Here is a 17,252-nt window from a genome sequence, read left to right on the forward strand (position 1 = left end):
TCCTATTTTCTGAAGTTACTCGGCATTTCCGCCCTCAGCCTGCTTCCAATCTTATCTATGCTCCGGCTCCAGACAGAGCCGGAGCAGATCGTCCACATGGGCCGTTGCCAGACATTCCACCGTATCCGCAGAGCCGTAATAGATCTTGACCTCGCCGTCATCCTCCAGAACCATCCCGCCCGGAAAAATCACATGATTGCGGAAGCCACCGTCAATCTCATAATCCGTCTCAGGTGCCATGAGCGGCTGCTTAGCCATGCCGATCACCTTGCGGGGGTCTTCCAGATCCAGCAGCATGATGCCGGCGGTATACCGTTTCTTCCAGGCAGGCTCCCAGCCGTTTTTGCCTCTCGCCGGGTCCACATCCACCGCATGGAAGGTGGTGAGCCAGCCTTTATCCGTTCTGACCGGAGGCGCGGCCGGGCCGACCTTGTCATTGGCAAACGGCACATGCTCGACCGCGAGCAGCAGGCTGGAGTTACCCCAGTACTTCAGATCCGGAGACTCGGAGATCCAGGCATCGAACCGGTCCTGCCCTCCGCGGCTGTATACCGTGAACGGGCGCTCCAGACGGACATAATTGCCGCCGATCTTCTCGGGGAACAGCACCATATTGCGCAGATCCGGCGTGGACAGGCTAAGCACCTCGAAATGCTCCAGATCATCGGTAACGGCAATGCCGCCGCGGATGCCATGCTTGGTATCGACGGCAAAACACATATAGCAGCGTCTGCCAATCACCGTCAGGCGCGGGTCATAGGCGCGGATAATCTCTTCGTCATGCATTTTGAATACCGGCTTTGGCCCTGCTGTCCAGCTCAGTCCGTCATCGCTGTAAGCAATGCCGAGATCCGTTGTATGATGCGGTTCAATCGTCTGATCCGCCAGCGAGCCGTAATCATTGCGGAAGATCATCACATATTTGCCGTTAAACTTCGTTACCCCGGCATTGAACACCAGTGCGGTAGGGTAAGGAACCTTCGAGGCATCCAGCACCGGATTTCCCGGATAACGCCGGATGAACGGGGCGGATTGCAGTATTGCGGGAACCTGTAGAGTCATGGGGTGTACCTCCTGAAAATTGAATATGAATAGGGATAAGTCCATAGAGATAAGGTAAGCCGGTGGTCTACCCCTTAAGGGAACCGGCCGTCATCTGCATGAAGGATTTGTTGGCAAACAGATAAGCGACGAGAATCGGCAGGATGGATAAGCAGGCACCCGCCATCATGTAATGGGTCTGGGAAGCCGCAGATATCCCGTATTTCAGATTCGCCAGGCCGACAGTCAGCGTCTGCAGCTCCGGCTTCGTCATCGTGAACACGAGTGGCAGCAGATATTCATTCCACGCGCCGCGGAAGGTGAACAGGGCACCTACGCCAAGTCCCGGTCCAAGCAGCGGCAGAATAATCCGCCAGAAGGTCCGGCCAAGGGAGCTGCCGTCAATCAGCGCCGCCTCATCCAGCTCACGGGGAATCCCCTTCATGAAGCTGAACAGAATGAAGAAGATCGAAGCATGTGCGGAGATCAGAATCAATATGACGCCCCAGAGGCTGCTGTGCAGATGAAGCTTGACCATCAGATCGAATTGCGGACGCAGCACGACCGCCCCCACAGCGACGAACATCGTGAAGGACTGCAGGCCGATATATATTTTTTTGCCGATAAAATCCATACGGTCCACCACATAAGCCGCCATCGAGGAAACCAGCAGCGTACCCACGACCGCCGTCAGGGATACAATCAGGCTGTTCATTGTGTACCGGGAGAAATTCGCCTGTGCCCAGGCTTCAGCATAGTTCGAGAATTGCCAGCTGTCCGGCAGAAAGGTCGCGCCCGCAGTCAGCTCGGCATTCGTCTTGAAGGAGCCCAGGATGGTGATGACAACCGGGATCAATGTGATAAAAGCAAAAGCCAGCAAAAATATCCATAAAATTGTATTGCCCAGTATGGTTCTTATTCTCATCTCGCGTCTCTCCTCAATCGGTCTGATTCATCCGTCTGGATGCGTAGAAATAAATGAGTGATATGATCCCTACGATGACCGCGGACACGAAGGCGACTGCACTGCCGTATCCGAACTCCTGTACCTGAACCGCAGCACTGCCCCCGCCGACAGGGAAGAATAATTTGTACAAATACAGGAACATCACCTCTGTCTTGCCTACCGGGCCGCCTTCGGTCAGTACCATAATGCTCTCGTAGCCCTTCAGGGCTGTAATGATCGCCAGCATGATAACCATCTGCATGACCGGCCCGAGCATCGGCAGGGTGATATAGCGGAACTGCTGTATTCTGCCGGCCCCGTCCAGGGAAGAAGCCTCATACACATCCTCCGGGATATTCTGCAGCCCGGCGAGGAAGAGCAGCATGTAGTTCCCGACCGCCCCCCAGGCCGCAACCAGAATGACAGTGAGCATCGCATATTTCGGGCCCAGCCAGTCAATGCCAGAAGCCGAGAGACCCGTTTTGATCAGGAACTGATTGAGAATCCCGTTGTACGAGTTGAAAATAGTGAAGAACACTACGGCCATAACGGCTGTACTGATGACGGTCGGCATGAAAAAAATCCCCCGCAGCAGCTGCCTGCCCTTCAGCCCGCGGTTCAAAATTGCTGCCAGCAGCAATGCCAGCGGTATTGTTATCAGCAGTTTTCCGCCAGCATAGACAAACGTATTCACAACCGAGTCCCAGAACTGGGTATCCTTCAGGATGCGGCTGAAGTTGTCCAGACCGGTAAATCTTGCCGTGCCGTATCCTTTGTAGTCATAGAACATATAGCGGAACGCCCAGGCAATCGGGTAGATTCCGAGCACAATCGTCAGCAGGGCACTTGGAAAAATAAAGCTGTATGAAAATAAGGCATTTCTCGTTTTGTTCATTTGATCTCTTCCGGCTCCTTTCCTGTACGGCCAGTGCAGAGGGATGGAGAAAAGCTGCTCCCCCATCCCTGCTATTCTGACCTGTATCTCTATCTTTTCAGCATTGGTTACTTTACTTGGCGAACTTGCCGCCCAGGCCGGCCGGGTCAAAGCCTGCATCCGGCTCTGCCTTCACACCGTCATTGGCAATTACACTGTCCAGTGCGGCGTTATAGCGTTTGTTCAGATCAGATATCACTGCCTTCAGATCTCCGCCGTTCAGCATATATTTAAAGAAGGCATCATCTGATTTCATGCCTTCCGGGGCAACGGCCGGATAGACTGGCCATACACCGTCATATTTGTTCGGCAGGAAGCCTTCAATGCCGTTTACATCCGGTGTTGCGGCGACTGCGCTGACCGCTGGAACCATGGAGATGCCGAAGCCTTTCTCCTGATAATCCGTCAGCACCTGATCCCCGTACATGAACTCCATGAACTTCCAGGCTGCTTCCTTATGCTCCGATTTCGAACTCAGGGCCAGCCATTGGCCCCCGAGGAAACCGGAAGCTCCCTTCACTGTACCGTCGATAGTAGGCACCGGGGCAGCCGCCCAGTCAATCTTGGCCGGGAACTGGTTCTTATAGACACCCGGCTCAGAGGAGTAGGACATATACATTCCGATCTTGCCTTCCGCGAACTGTGCCCGCAGCGGATCAATGTCCAGCGATTCTACGCCGGGCAGCATACTGCCGTCGTCCTTGATTTGCTTGAACGCATTGATAACCGGCTCGAAGCCGCTGAAGTCGTAACGGGCGGTTTTGAAGTCATACCCGAAGCCGCCGTACCCGCTCATTTCCGCAATGACCCGTGCCGAACGTGCGAAGGCGCTGGCGGGATTCTTGAAATTCAGTGCGAAGCCGTAAGCCCCGTCCGCCTTGCCGGCTTCCGTCAATTTCTTGGCTGTATCCACCAGCTCCTGCAGCGTGGTTGGCGGATTCTCGACGCCCGCTTTGGCGAACAGATCCTTGTTATACACCAGGCGCATCGTTGTGCCAAAGTTCGGCAGGCTGTAACGCTTGCCGTCGAATTCGTTCAGATCCGGCATGGCCGGAAATTCCGCCTTCAGCTCATCGGTGAGGAATTCATCAATAGGCGCGAGAAAACCTTTTTTATAGAACGTCTGGATGGTGTTCTCCTTCACCCGGATCACATCCGGGGCATCCGAGGTCTGGAAGGACAGATCCAGTGCAGTATCGAAGTCATCGCCCTTGACGACCAGTTCCACCTCAATGCCGTCCTTATTGTTAGTGTTGAACTCGGCAACCTTCTCCTTTATAAAATCAGCGTCATGGCGGTCGCCCGTCCAGTAGCTGATTTTGGTTTTTTCCGCTGAACCGCTTGTCGCTGCATCCCCTTTGCCTTCTGCTGCATTGCCGCTGTTGCCGTTACTGTTACTGTTACCGCAGGCTGCCAGGCCAAGTGCCAGAACCAGGCTCATAGATGTCATTAGCGTACGCTTCATCATTGGTAGTGCCCCCTTGTTTATCGCTGCTGAATTAACTTACAACCTGATTATAGATTGGATAGCGCTTACACATAAGGCGGGTAAGCCCACATTGAGGGCAGGTTTCTGCTGGAGTTACGGATACTGCCGAAGCTGCCCTATGCAAAAGGGAGCAGATCTCCGCTGCGGCGGAATCCCCTCCCCTGTCCTTTATTATTCTTTTCCGAGATAATGCAGTTTGAACTCCGACGGGGTCATGCCCGTATATTTCTTGAATACCTCGCTGAAATAACGCCTGTGCTCATAGCCGAGATCCTGGGCAATCTCCTGTACCTGCAGGCCGCCGATCAGCATCGCCTTGGCCTTCTCCATCTTCTCGTGCATTACATATTGCTGAAAAGAAATTCCCTGCACCTTCTTAAACAGGTTGGAGAAATAACCCTGGCTGAGGTTGATCTGCTTCGCGACCTGCTCCAGCGACAGACCCGTATCCAGATGACTGCGGATATACGCAATGGCTTGATGGATAATCCGCGTGGATTCCAGGGAACGGGCTTCCTCCACCAGCGCGCAGGCCTCCCGGCACAGCTCAGCCAGCAGGCTCCGGATATCCTGCAGGGAAGGATGCACCCGGTTCTTCATGGCTTCAATTCTGTGTTCCAGCGGCCCCATCTGCTCATAAGGGAACTGCTCCAGCATGACCCGGCAGATCTTGGAGCTCAGCTCATAGCCGACACTTTCAACATAACGCGGCTCTGGCCACAGCCCGCTGTCCAGCAGCTCCGCGAACAGCTGGTCCAGCACCTGCAGGCTTTTGGCGGCATTGCCGGAACGCAGGGCGAACAGCAGCTCCTGCTCGGCGGCGGCAGAATAGCTGTACAGCGAGAGAGGCTTATTCTCAATAGCACTGTAATGATATACGCCGTTGCCTCCGGTATAGAAATGATACCCCAGCGCGCTCAGCGCCTGCCTGTATGCCGTAGCCAGCTCATGAATCGCTGATACGCCGGTCCCCACTCCAATAGATAGGGTGCTGCGGGAGAACCTGCTTACATTACTGCAGCAGGTCTCCGTAATCTGCGCAGCCATATCCGGGTCCGAACCGTTCATGATGCAGACATACCGGTCTGTTGCCTCCCGGATAATGACCCCGCGGGTCCAGGCGGAAATCGTCTCTTCCAGAATATTATGCAGGCTGAACCGCAGCAGCTCGACCTCCTGCACAGACTGGCCGCTCAGCTTCTCCGCGAAATCATCAATCTCAGCCACGAACACGAAGAAATGATGCTGCGTTAGCGGGATATCAAGATACTCCCACCGGGAACGGGCATCATCTTCTGTTGTCTGGTGATGCAGCAGGAAGGTTAGATATTCCTGGCGGAGGATGGGCAGACTTTCTCTGATTTTGGACTCCATTACCGCAAGTCTTGCGGTCTCCTGCCGTTCCTCCCGGCACAGCTCCTTCGCCTTCAGCACCACATTCACAATCTCCTCCAGCGAAAACGGCTTCTTCACGAAATCCAGCGCCCCGAGCCGGATGGCTTCCTGGGCATACGAGAATTCGGAATACGCGCTAAGGATAATAATCTTGCAGTCCGGCAGAACCTCCAGAATCGCCCGGGTCATCTGCAGCCCGTCCATTCTCGGCATCCGGATATCGGTCAGCACAATGTCGGGCCGGGTCCCGCGGATGATCCGCAGCCCCTCTTCACCGTCGAGCGCCGTACCGGCGACCTCTATACCATGCTCCTGCCACGCCGGCTTGCGCGAGATCATCTCCACCACACTTTTGATATCGTCGATGATACATAACTTGAACCTTCCCGGCTCCAGCCTCTGGTCCATCCTTCATCTCTCCTCCCCTAACGGAATCCACAGATCGGTCCGTGACCCCTTACCCGGCGCTCCGTCCACATCCATCCGGGCTTCCGCCCCGTAATACAGCGCCAGGCGATGCCGGATGTTGAACAGGGCGTAGCCCTTCTTGGACTGCGGAGCCCTGCTCATTCCCTGCTTGACTAATTCTGCATCGAGCCCCCGCCCGTTATCGGTAAGGGTAATATGGAGCATCCCCTGCTCCCGGCAGGCCGTAATGTCAATTCTTCCTCCTCCGGTCCGGTCGCTGAACCCGTGCTGGATGCTGTTCTCCACCACCGGCTGCAGAATAATCTTGGGAACCTGGCAGGACAGCAGCTCTTCGTCGTCAACCGTCACGGTGTATTCAAATAGTCCTTCATAGCATTTCTGCTGAATGGCGAAATATTGCCGTACATGGGACAGCTCATCCTCAAGGGTAATCAGATCCTTGCCGCCGCTGAGCCCGATCTGGAACATCTGCGATAACGACAGGATCATCTCATTCACATCGTCATTCTCGCCCATCACCGATTTGCAGTATACGGTATTCAGCGTATTGTACAGGAAGTGCGGCTCCATCTGCGCGGTGAGCGCCCGGATCTCTGCATGCCGCTTGTCCTCCTCCTTGGACTTCACATCCGCAATCAGCGCCTTAATCTCCGACATCATCCGGTTGAACTGAAAGCCGACCTGGGCGACCTCATCCTCATAACGGCTCTCGTACACGACACTGAGCTGGTTCTCTTCGACCCGGCGCATCAGCCGCCGGAGCTTAAAGAGCGGCTTCAGCAGCGCAGATGTCAGCTGATTGGAGATCAGCCAGGTGGTCAGCAGAAAGACACCGATTACATACAGGGTGATGCGCTGCACCCGCTGCAGCTTGCCCAGCAGCTGGTCCCGGGACTGCATGCCGGAGATGATCCAGTCAGGTGAGGCTGCGGAGCTTTTATAATTAACAAGATACTCCTTGCCGCCATAGCTGTAAGAGTGTTCCTGCGGATCGTCTTCTGTCCCGGCTTCCGCAAGCACCGGCTTCCAGGGAAATTTACTGCGGAACGGCCAGCTCGACTCCACTACCGCCTCCCCTTCACCGTTCACCAGGTAATAATTCCGGCCGGGCTGCTGTCCGCCCTGATTCAGCAGCTCACCGATCCGGCTCTCCCGGATATTGACCACAATAAACACATTACTGATCGGTGTGTAAGGGTATTCATAGATTCCCCTGACTACGAAGGAGATGACCCGCTGGCTGCCCGTGAACAACCGGTCATAATGCCCCTTAGCCCAGTAGCCGCCCGGCTGCTCCCTGCTGAGATCATATAATTCCGAGCCGTAGAACGAGTTATCCTGCGCGCGGGTCTGCGTGGTCGAATAGAAATCACCGATCGGTGTAACGATCAGCACATTCTCGATCATCGGCTGGTTGAACATCGCCTGCGAGAGCACATATTGCAGATCCGACAGATGCACATAATAGTTCGACACCTCATGGCTGAACACATCGATCATCATCTTCCGGTACGCATCGCTCAGCATCAGCGACTGCACGGACAGCGCCACGTCATTCAGGCGGGAATCCAGCAGCTGCGTAGTTTTGCTCACCGTCTCCCGGCTGCTGGCGTAAGCATTATCCTCTATCTCCTGCGCGGCAATCCAATAGGAGAAGCTGCCCATCGCACTGATGGACAGTGTGATCAGCACGATGAACGAGAACAGAATCCTCTGCTTGATGGATATCCGGTAATATCTGCCGGCGAGCTGCCGCCAGGCCTTTCCGCAATAGGCTATGAATGTATTCATAGGTCCCCCTCTTTGAGCAAACAGGATTTCCCCGCCCGCGTTAACTTCCAACCCTTGTACCATACGGCGGGTTCCCGCCCGCCGTCAAGAGGGACGGCTCGAGGATCTGGTGGACGGTCTGGTCGAGGACCAGATGAAGGAGGAGTCCGAAGATCTGGTCGTGGACCCGTTAGGGGGGGAGGGTTGGAAGAGTTGGGAGAATTGGGAGAGTTGAGAGAGTTTGGGGGGATATAGGTGAAGGGGGAGTTGGTGGATCAGATTGAGGAATAGTATAGGGACTCTCTTCTCCCCTTTTGTCCGGTCATTCTGGAATCTGGAGCTGCTGGATGAAATGAACTGCGGGCGGGCCATAGGCGGGACATGATTAGGTGCAGGCTGGTGGATTTCTTTAAGTAACTTTTCAATTTTACTGGCGGACAGCCTGCAAGTAATGTACCCGTAGCCACTTGGAAATTACGTGGAAAAAGTACACTTAATTCCCCAAAACTACCCGCTCGCAAAAAAATAGTTGGATAAACAACACTTAATCGGCCCCAATTCACCCAAACCACGCCATACCAAGGAAATTAGTTGTATTTTTTCCAACTAAAAAATATTAATAGCTGTTTTCAAGCAAAATAAATGCTCTTTTTACACTTATTTGTTGCAGGCCGGAGTGAAATACTGAGGTGGAGCTTAGACCATAGATAGATTGGCAGATATACAGTGGCGGGCGGCGATACGGCGTGGTGTTACTAGTTTGTAGTGGACAATTGGCAGAGTGTCAGCGCAATAAATTAACAGTGGCGGGCGGCAAAACAGCGCGGCCGACAGATGGCGATTAGTTAACTCCCCGGGTTGATCCCCCGTTAACCCATTCCCTCATCTGAAATTGAAGCAGCAGGTCCTCGGCTTACAAGAGGGCCTGCTGCTTAACGTTTCTCCAGGACCGGTGCAGGCAGATGCCTGCCCTTGTTCTGCTTAAAGAGCGCTTGGTTCGTCAATGCTCTAATAACGGCCGGACTACAGCCGTCCGGCCTGAAGCGCAGCCTCCAGCCTGGCGCCGAAGCGCCTGCCCAGCAGCTCATACCCTTCGGCACCCGGATGCAGGCCATCCGTGAGCAGCGCTCCGTCCTCCGGGCCGAACCAGTCCAGCCCGTCCATGTAATGCAGATGGCGGTCGCCCCGCGCCTGCAGCAGCTGCACCGTTTCCGCGATCTCCCTGCGCATAAGCGGCAGGGTGAAGCCAAGCGGGTTCTCCTCCGTCTCCCGCTCCGTCCCGTAGATGGGAGAGATTACAACCAGCGGTGTGTCCCGATGCTTCTCGCGGATCGTCTCCAGCAGGCCGAGCAGCAGCGGCTTGAACATCCGCGGGCTGGAAGCAGCAGCGCCGTAAATGTTCACCCCGACACACAGGGTGATCAGGTCAGCCGGCAGGCTGCGGATCAGCCGGCCGATCATCGGCTCCATCAGGCAGTTGCCGGAGAAGCCGAGATTCGTCAGATGATAACCGCCTTCCCCGGCGGCAATGGCCGGCCAGGTGCGCGACGGGCTGGAGGCGGCCACACACTGGGTGATGGAGCTTCCATAGGTTACCCAACGCGGCCGCGTATCCGGCAGCGGCTCAGCCGAAGCTCCATGATCGATCGCAAGGCCGCTTAGCGTAATCCCGGTATTCTGCGGCAGATAGATTTCCAGCTCCTTTCTTCCCGGAGGAAGTTCCGTGAACCGGGCTTCCCTGTCCCCTCCGGCAAGCCGGAGGGTCTGGAACAGCTGCCCGTCCAGAAGACAATCAAGTGCAGCCGCTTCCGGCAGCGGCTCGAATGACAAGGCCACGGCCTTGGAATCCGTAGCCAGCCGCAACCGGACGCCGGAGCAGATTTCCGCCTTGCCGCCAATGCCGTCCGGCGGATACAGGTCATAATCGCGGTAAGGAATCCGCCACGGCTTGATTCCCTCCTCCCGGTGCTCAAGCGATACCGCACCGTGGAACCATTCCTCCGTCAGCGGAAGGTTCTTCACAGCACTTGCCCCGCTGCCGCGTTGTCATCCGCCGCACCAGGGACGAAATTCTCCCCGAGCCATACGTCCTGATCCAGCAGGCGCTGCTGCAGCTCAGGAACCGAGATGCTGCGGGAATCCCCGCCGTCGCGAAGCGCAAGGGAAGCTGCGGTTCCGCAGGCCTGTCCCATCGAGAAGCAGTTCGGCATGACCCGCAGGGAGCCTTGAACTGCCCGGTCCGAGGACACGGAGCGCCCGGCCACCCACAGATTGCGGATGCCGACAGGAAGCATCACCCTGTAGGGCACTCCGTGCGAGACTCCCGGCGGCAGGTGATTGAAGGTCATATCACTCTTGCTCGTCGCCAGGTGAATATCAATATAATAGGCATTGCGGGCGATATCATCCGGGAAGGAACGCGCCGCAATGAAATCGTCCACAGTCAGCGTATAATCGCCCTGGATGCGCCGGGTTTCCCGGATGCCAAGCTGCTCTCCGCTCGCCACCAGATGTGCCGCCTCAAAGCCCGGGACGTATCTGCGGAAAAATTCCAGCTGCCGCAGTACCGTCCGGCGGCCTTCTATCGCCCCGCGTGTCAATGCCTCAGCCCTCGTACCGTCCACACCGAACACATGTCCGAAGTTGACGCCGACCAGATAATCACTGACCCAGGCCAGCCCGGAGATCGATTTGCGGCCTTCCGGCAGCGCTCCTTCGGCAATGGCCTGTTCAACCGTCCGGTGCAGCTGGCCCGTATCGCCCGTTTCTTCCAGGAATCTGTTAAATTTGATCCGGTCCACATTCGTCAGCAGGTAACACATGCTCCCCGGCTGCAGTTCACCTTCTTCGCCGCCCTTCTTGAACGGGACACCTGACAAGGCGGCAATATCCCCGTCACCTGTACAGTCGATAATATAACGGCAGCGGATGAAGGACCGCCCCGATTTGTTGACAATCACAACCCCCTCAACCGTCTGTCCGTCAGGTGACAGGACTACATCATAGACAAAGGTATGGAACAGCGGCGTAACGCCGCTCTCCATAATTGCATCGTCGTATACCCGCTTGAGCACCTCCGGATCAATCGGTACCCAGTCCAGCTGCTCCCTGTACTCCTCCCGGAAGCCGGGATTGCAGGCCTGCTTCATCCGTTCCATCAGCTTCAGGCCGAGACCGCGGATGATCGGCTTCACCTTATCCGTGTAGGGGCAGAAGGCCGGCACCAGTGCTACGGTGCCCATGCCGCCCAGATACCCCCGCTGCTCCACAATCATCGTGCTTGCACCGCCTTCGGCTGCGGCGATGGCGGCAGCCACTCCCGCGGCACCTCCGCCAATAACCAGCACATCAACCTCGCGGGAGACGGGCACAGCTGCGGACGGCAGGTTAATATGTCCGTAATTCATACTCTTCCTCCTTCCAGACACAGCCGGAGCAGGTCATCCACATGCGCAGTCGCCAGGCATTCCACCGTATCCGCCGCACCGTAATAAATCTTGACCTCTCCGCTATCCTCCAGAATCATCCCGCCGGGAAAAATCACATGATTGCGGAAGCCGCCTGAGGTCTCATACAGCGCCTCCGGGGCCAGCAGCGGCGCCTGCGCCCGGCCGATAATCCGGCTTGGATCTTCAAGATCCAGCAGCATAATTCCGGCGGTATAACGCTTCTTCCAGCTCTCCTCCCAGCCGTTCTTGCCCCGGCTGTGGTCAAGATCTACAGCATGGAAGGTAGTCAGCCAGCCCTTGTCCGTCTTCACCGGAGGGGCACCGGGACCCACCTTGTCATTCGCATAAGCCACCTGCTCAACCGCCAGCAGCAGCTTGTGATTGCCCCAATACTTCAGGTCCGGGGAATCGCTCATCCACATGTCGAAGCGGTCCCGGCCGCCCCGGCTGTAGACCGGCAGCGGGCGCTCAAGCCTTACATAACGGCCGCCGATCTGCTCCGGGAAGAGCACCATGTTGCGGTTATCGGGCAGCGACAGACTCAGCACCTCGAACGAGCGGAAATCCTCCGTCACGGCGATGCCGCCGCGCAGGCCGTGAAGCGTATCGACCGCAAAGCACAGATAGCAGCGTTCGCCGATCACCGTCAGCCGCGGATCATACACGCGGACCACTTCCTCGTCATGCCAGGACCAGCACGGCTCCGGCTGTACCTCCCAGGAAATGCCGTCATCGCTGAATGCGAGGCCCAGATTAGTCGTGTGATGAGGGGCGACGATTCCCGCGCTCTCATCCCCGTAGTCATTGCGGAACACCATTACATACCGGCCCTTGAACTTCGCCACACCGGCATTGAAGACCATAGCCGGACCGTAGGGAACATCCGCCGGCTTCAGGATAGGATTCAGCGGATGCCGGACGATTACCGGACTTGAAGTAAGATTGCCTATCGTTAAATCGTTCATTATGGATGAGTCTCCTTTGCACTTATTAAATTAACAGTTAGCCCTTGACCGAACCGGCTGTAACCTGGATGAAGGTCTTGTTCGCCAGAATATAAGCCAGCAGCATCGGCAGAATCGACAGGCAGGCTCCGGCCATCATCAGATGGATCTGCATCGCAGCCGAGGAGCCATAGCGGAGATTCGCCAGCCCGACAGTCAGCGTCTGCAGCTTCGGATTGGTCATTGTGAATACGAGCGGCAGAATATATTCATTCCAGGCATGGCGGAAGGCGAACAGTCCGGCAACGCCCAGCCCCGGGGTCAGCAGCGGGAGAATAATCCGGAAGAAGGTGCGGATAAACCCCGAGCCGTCTACCATAGCGGCTTCATCCAGCTCCCTCGGAATGGCTTTGAAGAAGCCCTGCAGCATGAAGAACGTACTGGAATGGGCACTGACCAGAATCAGAATGACGCCCCAGAGTGTCGTATTCAGATGCAGCGCAACCATCAGGTCGAACTGCGGACGCAGCACAATCGCGCCAACCGAAATGAACATCATGGAAGCCTGCACCGTGACATAAATCCTTTTACCGGGGAAATTCCGCCGGTCCACTACATAAGCGGCCATTGAAGCTACCAGCAGCGTTCCCGCCGTCACCATGAGGCTCATAAAAGCACTGTTCCAGGTATAGCGGGCAAAATTCGCCTGCTTCCAGGCTTCCGCGTAGTTGGCAAATTGCAGCCTGGCCGGAAACAGGCTGCCGCCGGTCATCATCTCCGCCCCGGTCTTCAGTGAGCCGGTCAGCGTCATCAGCAGCGGAAACAGGGTCAGGAGCGCCGTTATCAGCAGGAACAGCCACATGACCGTCCGGACCGCTATTCTTCCGGCATGGCCGGACTGCCGGGGGACCCCCTGTTTCAACCCTGCCGGCTGCTTGGATATCACATGTTCGTTCATTTGGATAAACCTCCTAATACACCTTGTTCATTTTGCGGCTGAAGAAGAAATACAGGCCGGTAACCGCTCCGACAATTACAGCCGAGGCGAAGCCCACGGCACTGCCGTAGCCCAGCTGCTGCGTTACCGGTGAACCTGTGGACACAGGGAACAGCAGCTTATAGAGATAGAGATACATGACTTCGGTTTTGCCGATCGGGCCGCCTTCTGTAATGACCATGATGCTCTCATAGCCCTTCAGGGAAGCGATAATCGCCAGCATAATGACCATCTGGGCAACCGGAGCCAGCATCGGAAGCGTAATATTCCAGAAGCGTCTTCCGGCGTTCGCCCCGTCGATGGACGCGCTCTCGTACAGGTCCTGCGGAATGCTCTGCAGCCCGGCGAGAAAGAGCAGCATATAATTGCCGACCGCCCCCCAGACCGCCACTATGATTACGGTCAGCATGGCATGCTTCGGACCCAGCCAGTCGACCGGCTGGGAGACCAGGTGCAGCTTCATTAGAACCGTGTTAACCATCCCGTTATAGGAATTGAAGATGTTATAAAATACAACCGAGATGACTGCCGTACTGATTACCGTCGGCATGAAATAGATGCCCCGGAGCAGATTCGAGCCGCGCAGCCTGCCGTTGAGGATAACAGCCAGCAGCAGGGAGAGCGGCAGGGTCAGCAGCAGCTTGCCTCCGGCAAAGACGAAGGTGTTGCGTACAGATTCCCAGAACAGGGCATCACGGATCAGCCGGCTGAAATTGTCCAGTCCGATGAACAGCGCTTCGCCGTATCCGGCATAATCATAGAACATATAGCGCAGCATCCAGACCAGAGGATAGATGCCGAGGGTGATCGTCAGAATAATGCTTGGCATAAGGAACAGGGAATTCTCCCCGAGCCTTTTCCATTTGTATATCATATATTGTCCTCCTTCGGGGAAAGCAAAGGGGCTGCGCCGGGAATCCCGTACAAGCCCCTTCCTAACCTGTTATTCTCCCTGCGGCTTCAGCGGATCAAAGGCGGCATCCGGCGTAACTTTAACCTCGCCCTTCTCCACAGCCTTGGACAATGCGGCGTTGTATCTTGTGTTCAGATCTTCTGTAATCGCCTTGGCGTCTCCGCCTGCGAGGATATATTTGAAGAATGCATCCGCATAGGTTGCGCCTTCCGGAGTGACGTTCGGCACCGCAGGCCAGAGGGAGTCATGCTCGCCGACCAGGAACCCTTCCATTCCGGCGATCTCCGGATTTTTGGCCTGTTCCACAATACTTGGCACTACAGCAATGCCAAAGCCTTTTTCATGATAAGTCTTCAGGACGTCATCGCCGTACATGTACTGCATGAATTTCCAGGCTGCTTCCTGATGTGCCGACTTGGCACTGATTCCGAGCCAGGTTCCGGCAGATACGATTTCAGAGGTTCCTTTAATCTGACCATCCAGCGTCGGGGCCAGGGCGCCTGCCCAGTTGATGTCTGTCGGGAACTGGTCTTTGTACACACCCGGCTCGGTCGAGAAGGAGAGGTACATGCCGATTTTGCCTGCCGCAAACTGGGCGCGCAGCGGGTCGATGTCGAGTGTCTCCGCACCCGGCAGAATGCTTTTATCCTCATACATCTGCTTGAAATATTCGATTGTCTGTGAGTATGGCGCGAAATCAAACTGGCCAGTTTTCAGATCAAACCCAAGTCCCTGATAACCGCTCAAGGAGAGAATCTCCCGGATGGAACGGTCAAATGCAGATTTCGGGCTTTTGAAGTTCAGTGCGAAGCCATACACGCCTTCAGCCTTGCCTGCTTCGGTGATCTTCTTGGCATCCTCCACCATTTCCTGCAGCGATGCCGGAGGATTGGCAATGCCGGCTTTGTCAAACAGATCCTTGTTATAGATCAGCCGCAAGGTCAGACCGGTGTTGGCCAGGGAGTACACCTTGCCGTCAAACCGGTTGACATTGTCAATAATGACGCTGCCGAATTTCGTCTTGATGTCATCGGTAAGATAACCGTCGATCGGTGCCAGATATCCTTTTTTGACAAACTCGCCCGTATTGCCGCTCTTCAGCCGCAGCACATCCGGTGCCTGATTGCTGGTAAACGCGATGTCTACGCTCTGGGCGTAATTCTCGGACATCACCGTCAATTCAACCTGGATATTCTCACCGTTGGTTTCATTGAATGTATTGATCAGTTCCTTGATGTATTCCTGGTCATGACGGTCGTCGGTCCAGTATTTCAGCTGTACAGGCTCGCTTGCGGCGCCTTCCGTATCGGCCGCAGCCGTAGCTGCGGGACTTGCCGTGCCTGCTTCAGGCGCTTTAGTCGCCGTACCGCCGTTGCCGTTGTTATTCCCGCCGCACCCTGCAATTCCTGCAGCCAGCATAAAGCTCAGGCTGAGACCCCACCATTTTTTCTGCATACATTCTACCCCTTTGATTAACATTTGTATTGTGAGCTCGTTTTTTATTATAGGACACAGTAGCAGGAATGGGAGTGAGGCAGACTCACTCTCGAGGGACAGAATTCTATGGTCTGCTGTCTCCGGTCAAGTGCCCGTTCTTGTCATATTGTCGTATGTAGCTCAATAACTCTCCATAATTAACCCAGGAAATCCCCACCTTCTGATCCGCCGCGCCATAGGACATAATTAAATCTTCCCCCACAACAATTCCTCCGGTTGTAAAGAGGCAAGGCGTAGGATAATCCTCCGGCATCTCCCAATCCCGCTCGGCAAACATCAGACGCTCGGAGCAACGGTGAATGACGGCCGGGAAATCGTTCTCCTGCTCTTTGAGAATCATGAAGGACTGCGTATAGCCAAAATGAATATCCTTCTTGGCGTGATAAGCTACCAGCCATTCCTGATTTCCGAGCGGCAGCGGCGGCCAGCTTGCCCCGACACGGTTCTCCTCCCAGTGAAAGACCGGGTAAGCCAGCAGCCGGTGTACCGCATTGGGCGAGGCAAAATCTTCTAAGGATTCCGCTGCAGCTAAATAAATGGAAGGTTTATTGATTTTGTCTCCGTCTGCAAAAGGAAGAACGTTCATCGGACGGTGCAGCATCAGATATTGCCTGGTGCCGCCAATCCTCATCTGCTCAGGGAATAGGAATACGTCGCGGTTATCGCTGACATGCCCTTCAGTTAACGGTCCCACATAGCAGAAAGCGTTCTCATAGTTCCCTTGCTTCAGCTCTGCCAAGTTCAGCCTATAGAGTACACTTACCGTATCATTGGCCCGGGCCGCCTGAATAAAAGGATCTGTATCATGGCCTGTAAATATCCAATCCGGAACATATTCAAACCGCGTCTGCACCGGAGGCTGCTGGCTGCTCAGCCAGTAGGGGCCCGGAGGAAACGGCCGGCAGGCAACCGTTAAGTATAACTCCTCCCCGATATAAAAGATCCGCGGGTCTTCCACACAGCCGTTGGCATAGTTCCGCACTTTATTTCCGTTGATATCCGTAATGTACAACTCGTGCTCCTCATAGCCCAGTGCAGGCGCCAAGGCCGGTCTTGAGAAATCCGCCTCCCATGTTTCTCCCTTATCTCTGCTAATGGCATAGCCTAAAAAAATCGGATAAGGATCATGACAGCCTTCCCTTCTTTTTTGCGGCCATGGACCCGTTGCCCGGAACAGCATATGAATCTCTTCCGACTCCGGATCTTTAATTATCGCCGGATTCAGCACCATTTTGTCCGCCCAGTCACAGCCTGGTACAGGTTCAAGCGCCGGTTTGTCTAAATAACGAAATTGTGGTTTCATAGTTCCTCCTGTTTGCACACTAGAGTAAGGGATTGGTTATCCCGTTTTTTTTGACAAAACCCACCTTATCATACGCAACCCCCGATTTCAAAAGCCTTTTCCCGTAAAAACGGCTTAATTCAAAAACAGTAAGATCCGTCAAATA

13 protein-coding genes are annotated in these 17,252 nt (G+C 55.3%); all 13 read right to left on the reverse strand.

Translation table 11 applies throughout. The annotated features are described in order from the left end of the window. Positions 1-51 precede the first annotated feature (51 nt). Entirely contained in the window at positions 52-1,062 is a 1,011-nt protein-coding gene (locus tag LOS79_RS16195; RefSeq protein WP_315421709.1) for a glycoside hydrolase family 130 protein, read from the reverse strand. Positions 1,063-1,129: 67 nt separating this feature from the next. Further along, the gene (locus LOS79_RS16200) at positions 1,130-1,966 is read right to left on the reverse strand and encodes a carbohydrate ABC transporter permease (RefSeq protein ID WP_315421711.1); all 837 of its coding nucleotides are present in this window, start codon (positions 1,964-1,966) and stop codon (positions 1,130-1,132) included. 13 nt (positions 1,967-1,979) lie between these two features. Beyond that, positions 1,980-2,882, reverse strand: coding sequence for a carbohydrate ABC transporter permease (locus LOS79_RS16205; RefSeq protein WP_315421713.1), 903 nt, complete (start codon positions 2,880-2,882; stop codon positions 1,980-1,982). A gap of 112 nt (positions 2,883-2,994) precedes the next feature. Further along, complete coding sequence (locus tag LOS79_RS16210; protein WP_315421716.1) at positions 2,995-4,389, reverse strand: ABC transporter substrate-binding protein; 1,395 nt, start codon at positions 4,387-4,389, stop codon at positions 2,995-2,997. Between the two features lie 192 nt (positions 4,390-4,581). Next, entirely contained in the window at positions 4,582-6,213 is a 1,632-nt protein-coding gene (locus LOS79_RS16215) for a response regulator (protein WP_315421719.1), read from the reverse strand. Positions 6,214-6,216: 3 nt separating this feature from the next. Next, positions 6,217-8,025 (reverse strand): cache domain-containing sensor histidine kinase, encoded by a 1,809-nt coding sequence (locus LOS79_RS16220; RefSeq protein ID WP_315421722.1) that lies wholly within the window; start codon positions 8,023-8,025, stop codon positions 6,217-6,219. Positions 8,026-9,027: 1,002 nt separating this feature from the next. Further along, on the reverse strand, positions 9,028-10,026 hold the full coding sequence (locus tag LOS79_RS16225) for an SGNH/GDSL hydrolase family protein (protein WP_315421725.1): 999 nt from the start codon (positions 10,024-10,026) through the stop codon (positions 9,028-9,030). Beyond that, positions 10,023-11,411, reverse strand: a complete 1,389-nt coding sequence (locus tag LOS79_RS16230) for an FAD-dependent oxidoreductase (RefSeq protein WP_315421728.1) — start codon at positions 11,409-11,411, stop codon at positions 10,023-10,025. The genes LOS79_RS16225 and LOS79_RS16230 overlap by 4 nt, the downstream gene beginning before the upstream one ends. Beyond that, positions 11,408-12,418, reverse strand: coding sequence for a glycoside hydrolase family 130 protein (locus LOS79_RS16235; RefSeq protein WP_315421730.1), 1,011 nt, complete (start codon positions 12,416-12,418; stop codon positions 11,408-11,410). The genes LOS79_RS16230 and LOS79_RS16235 overlap by 4 nt, the downstream gene beginning before the upstream one ends. A 37-nt stretch (positions 12,419-12,455) precedes the next feature. After that, the gene (locus LOS79_RS16240; protein ID WP_315421733.1) at positions 12,456-13,355 is read right to left on the reverse strand and encodes a carbohydrate ABC transporter permease; all 900 of its coding nucleotides are present in this window, start codon (positions 13,353-13,355) and stop codon (positions 12,456-12,458) included. Between the two features lie 13 nt (positions 13,356-13,368). After that, complete coding sequence (locus tag LOS79_RS16245) at positions 13,369-14,268, reverse strand: carbohydrate ABC transporter permease (protein ID WP_315421735.1); 900 nt, start codon at positions 14,266-14,268, stop codon at positions 13,369-13,371. Between the two features lie 69 nt (positions 14,269-14,337). Then, positions 14,338-15,762 (reverse strand): ABC transporter substrate-binding protein, encoded by a 1,425-nt coding sequence (locus tag LOS79_RS16250; protein ID WP_315421738.1) that lies wholly within the window; start codon positions 15,760-15,762, stop codon positions 14,338-14,340. Between the two features lie 106 nt (positions 15,763-15,868). Next, positions 15,869-17,107, reverse strand: a complete 1,239-nt coding sequence (locus tag LOS79_RS16255; protein WP_315421740.1) for a glycoside hydrolase family 130 protein — start codon at positions 17,105-17,107, stop codon at positions 15,869-15,871. Between the last annotated feature and the right edge of the window lie 145 nt (positions 17,108-17,252).

Origin of the sequence: Paenibacillus sp. MMS20-IR301 (assembly GCF_032302195.1) — a bacterium.
Taxonomy (GTDB): Bacteria; Bacillota; Bacilli; order Paenibacillales; family Paenibacillaceae; genus Paenibacillus_AQ.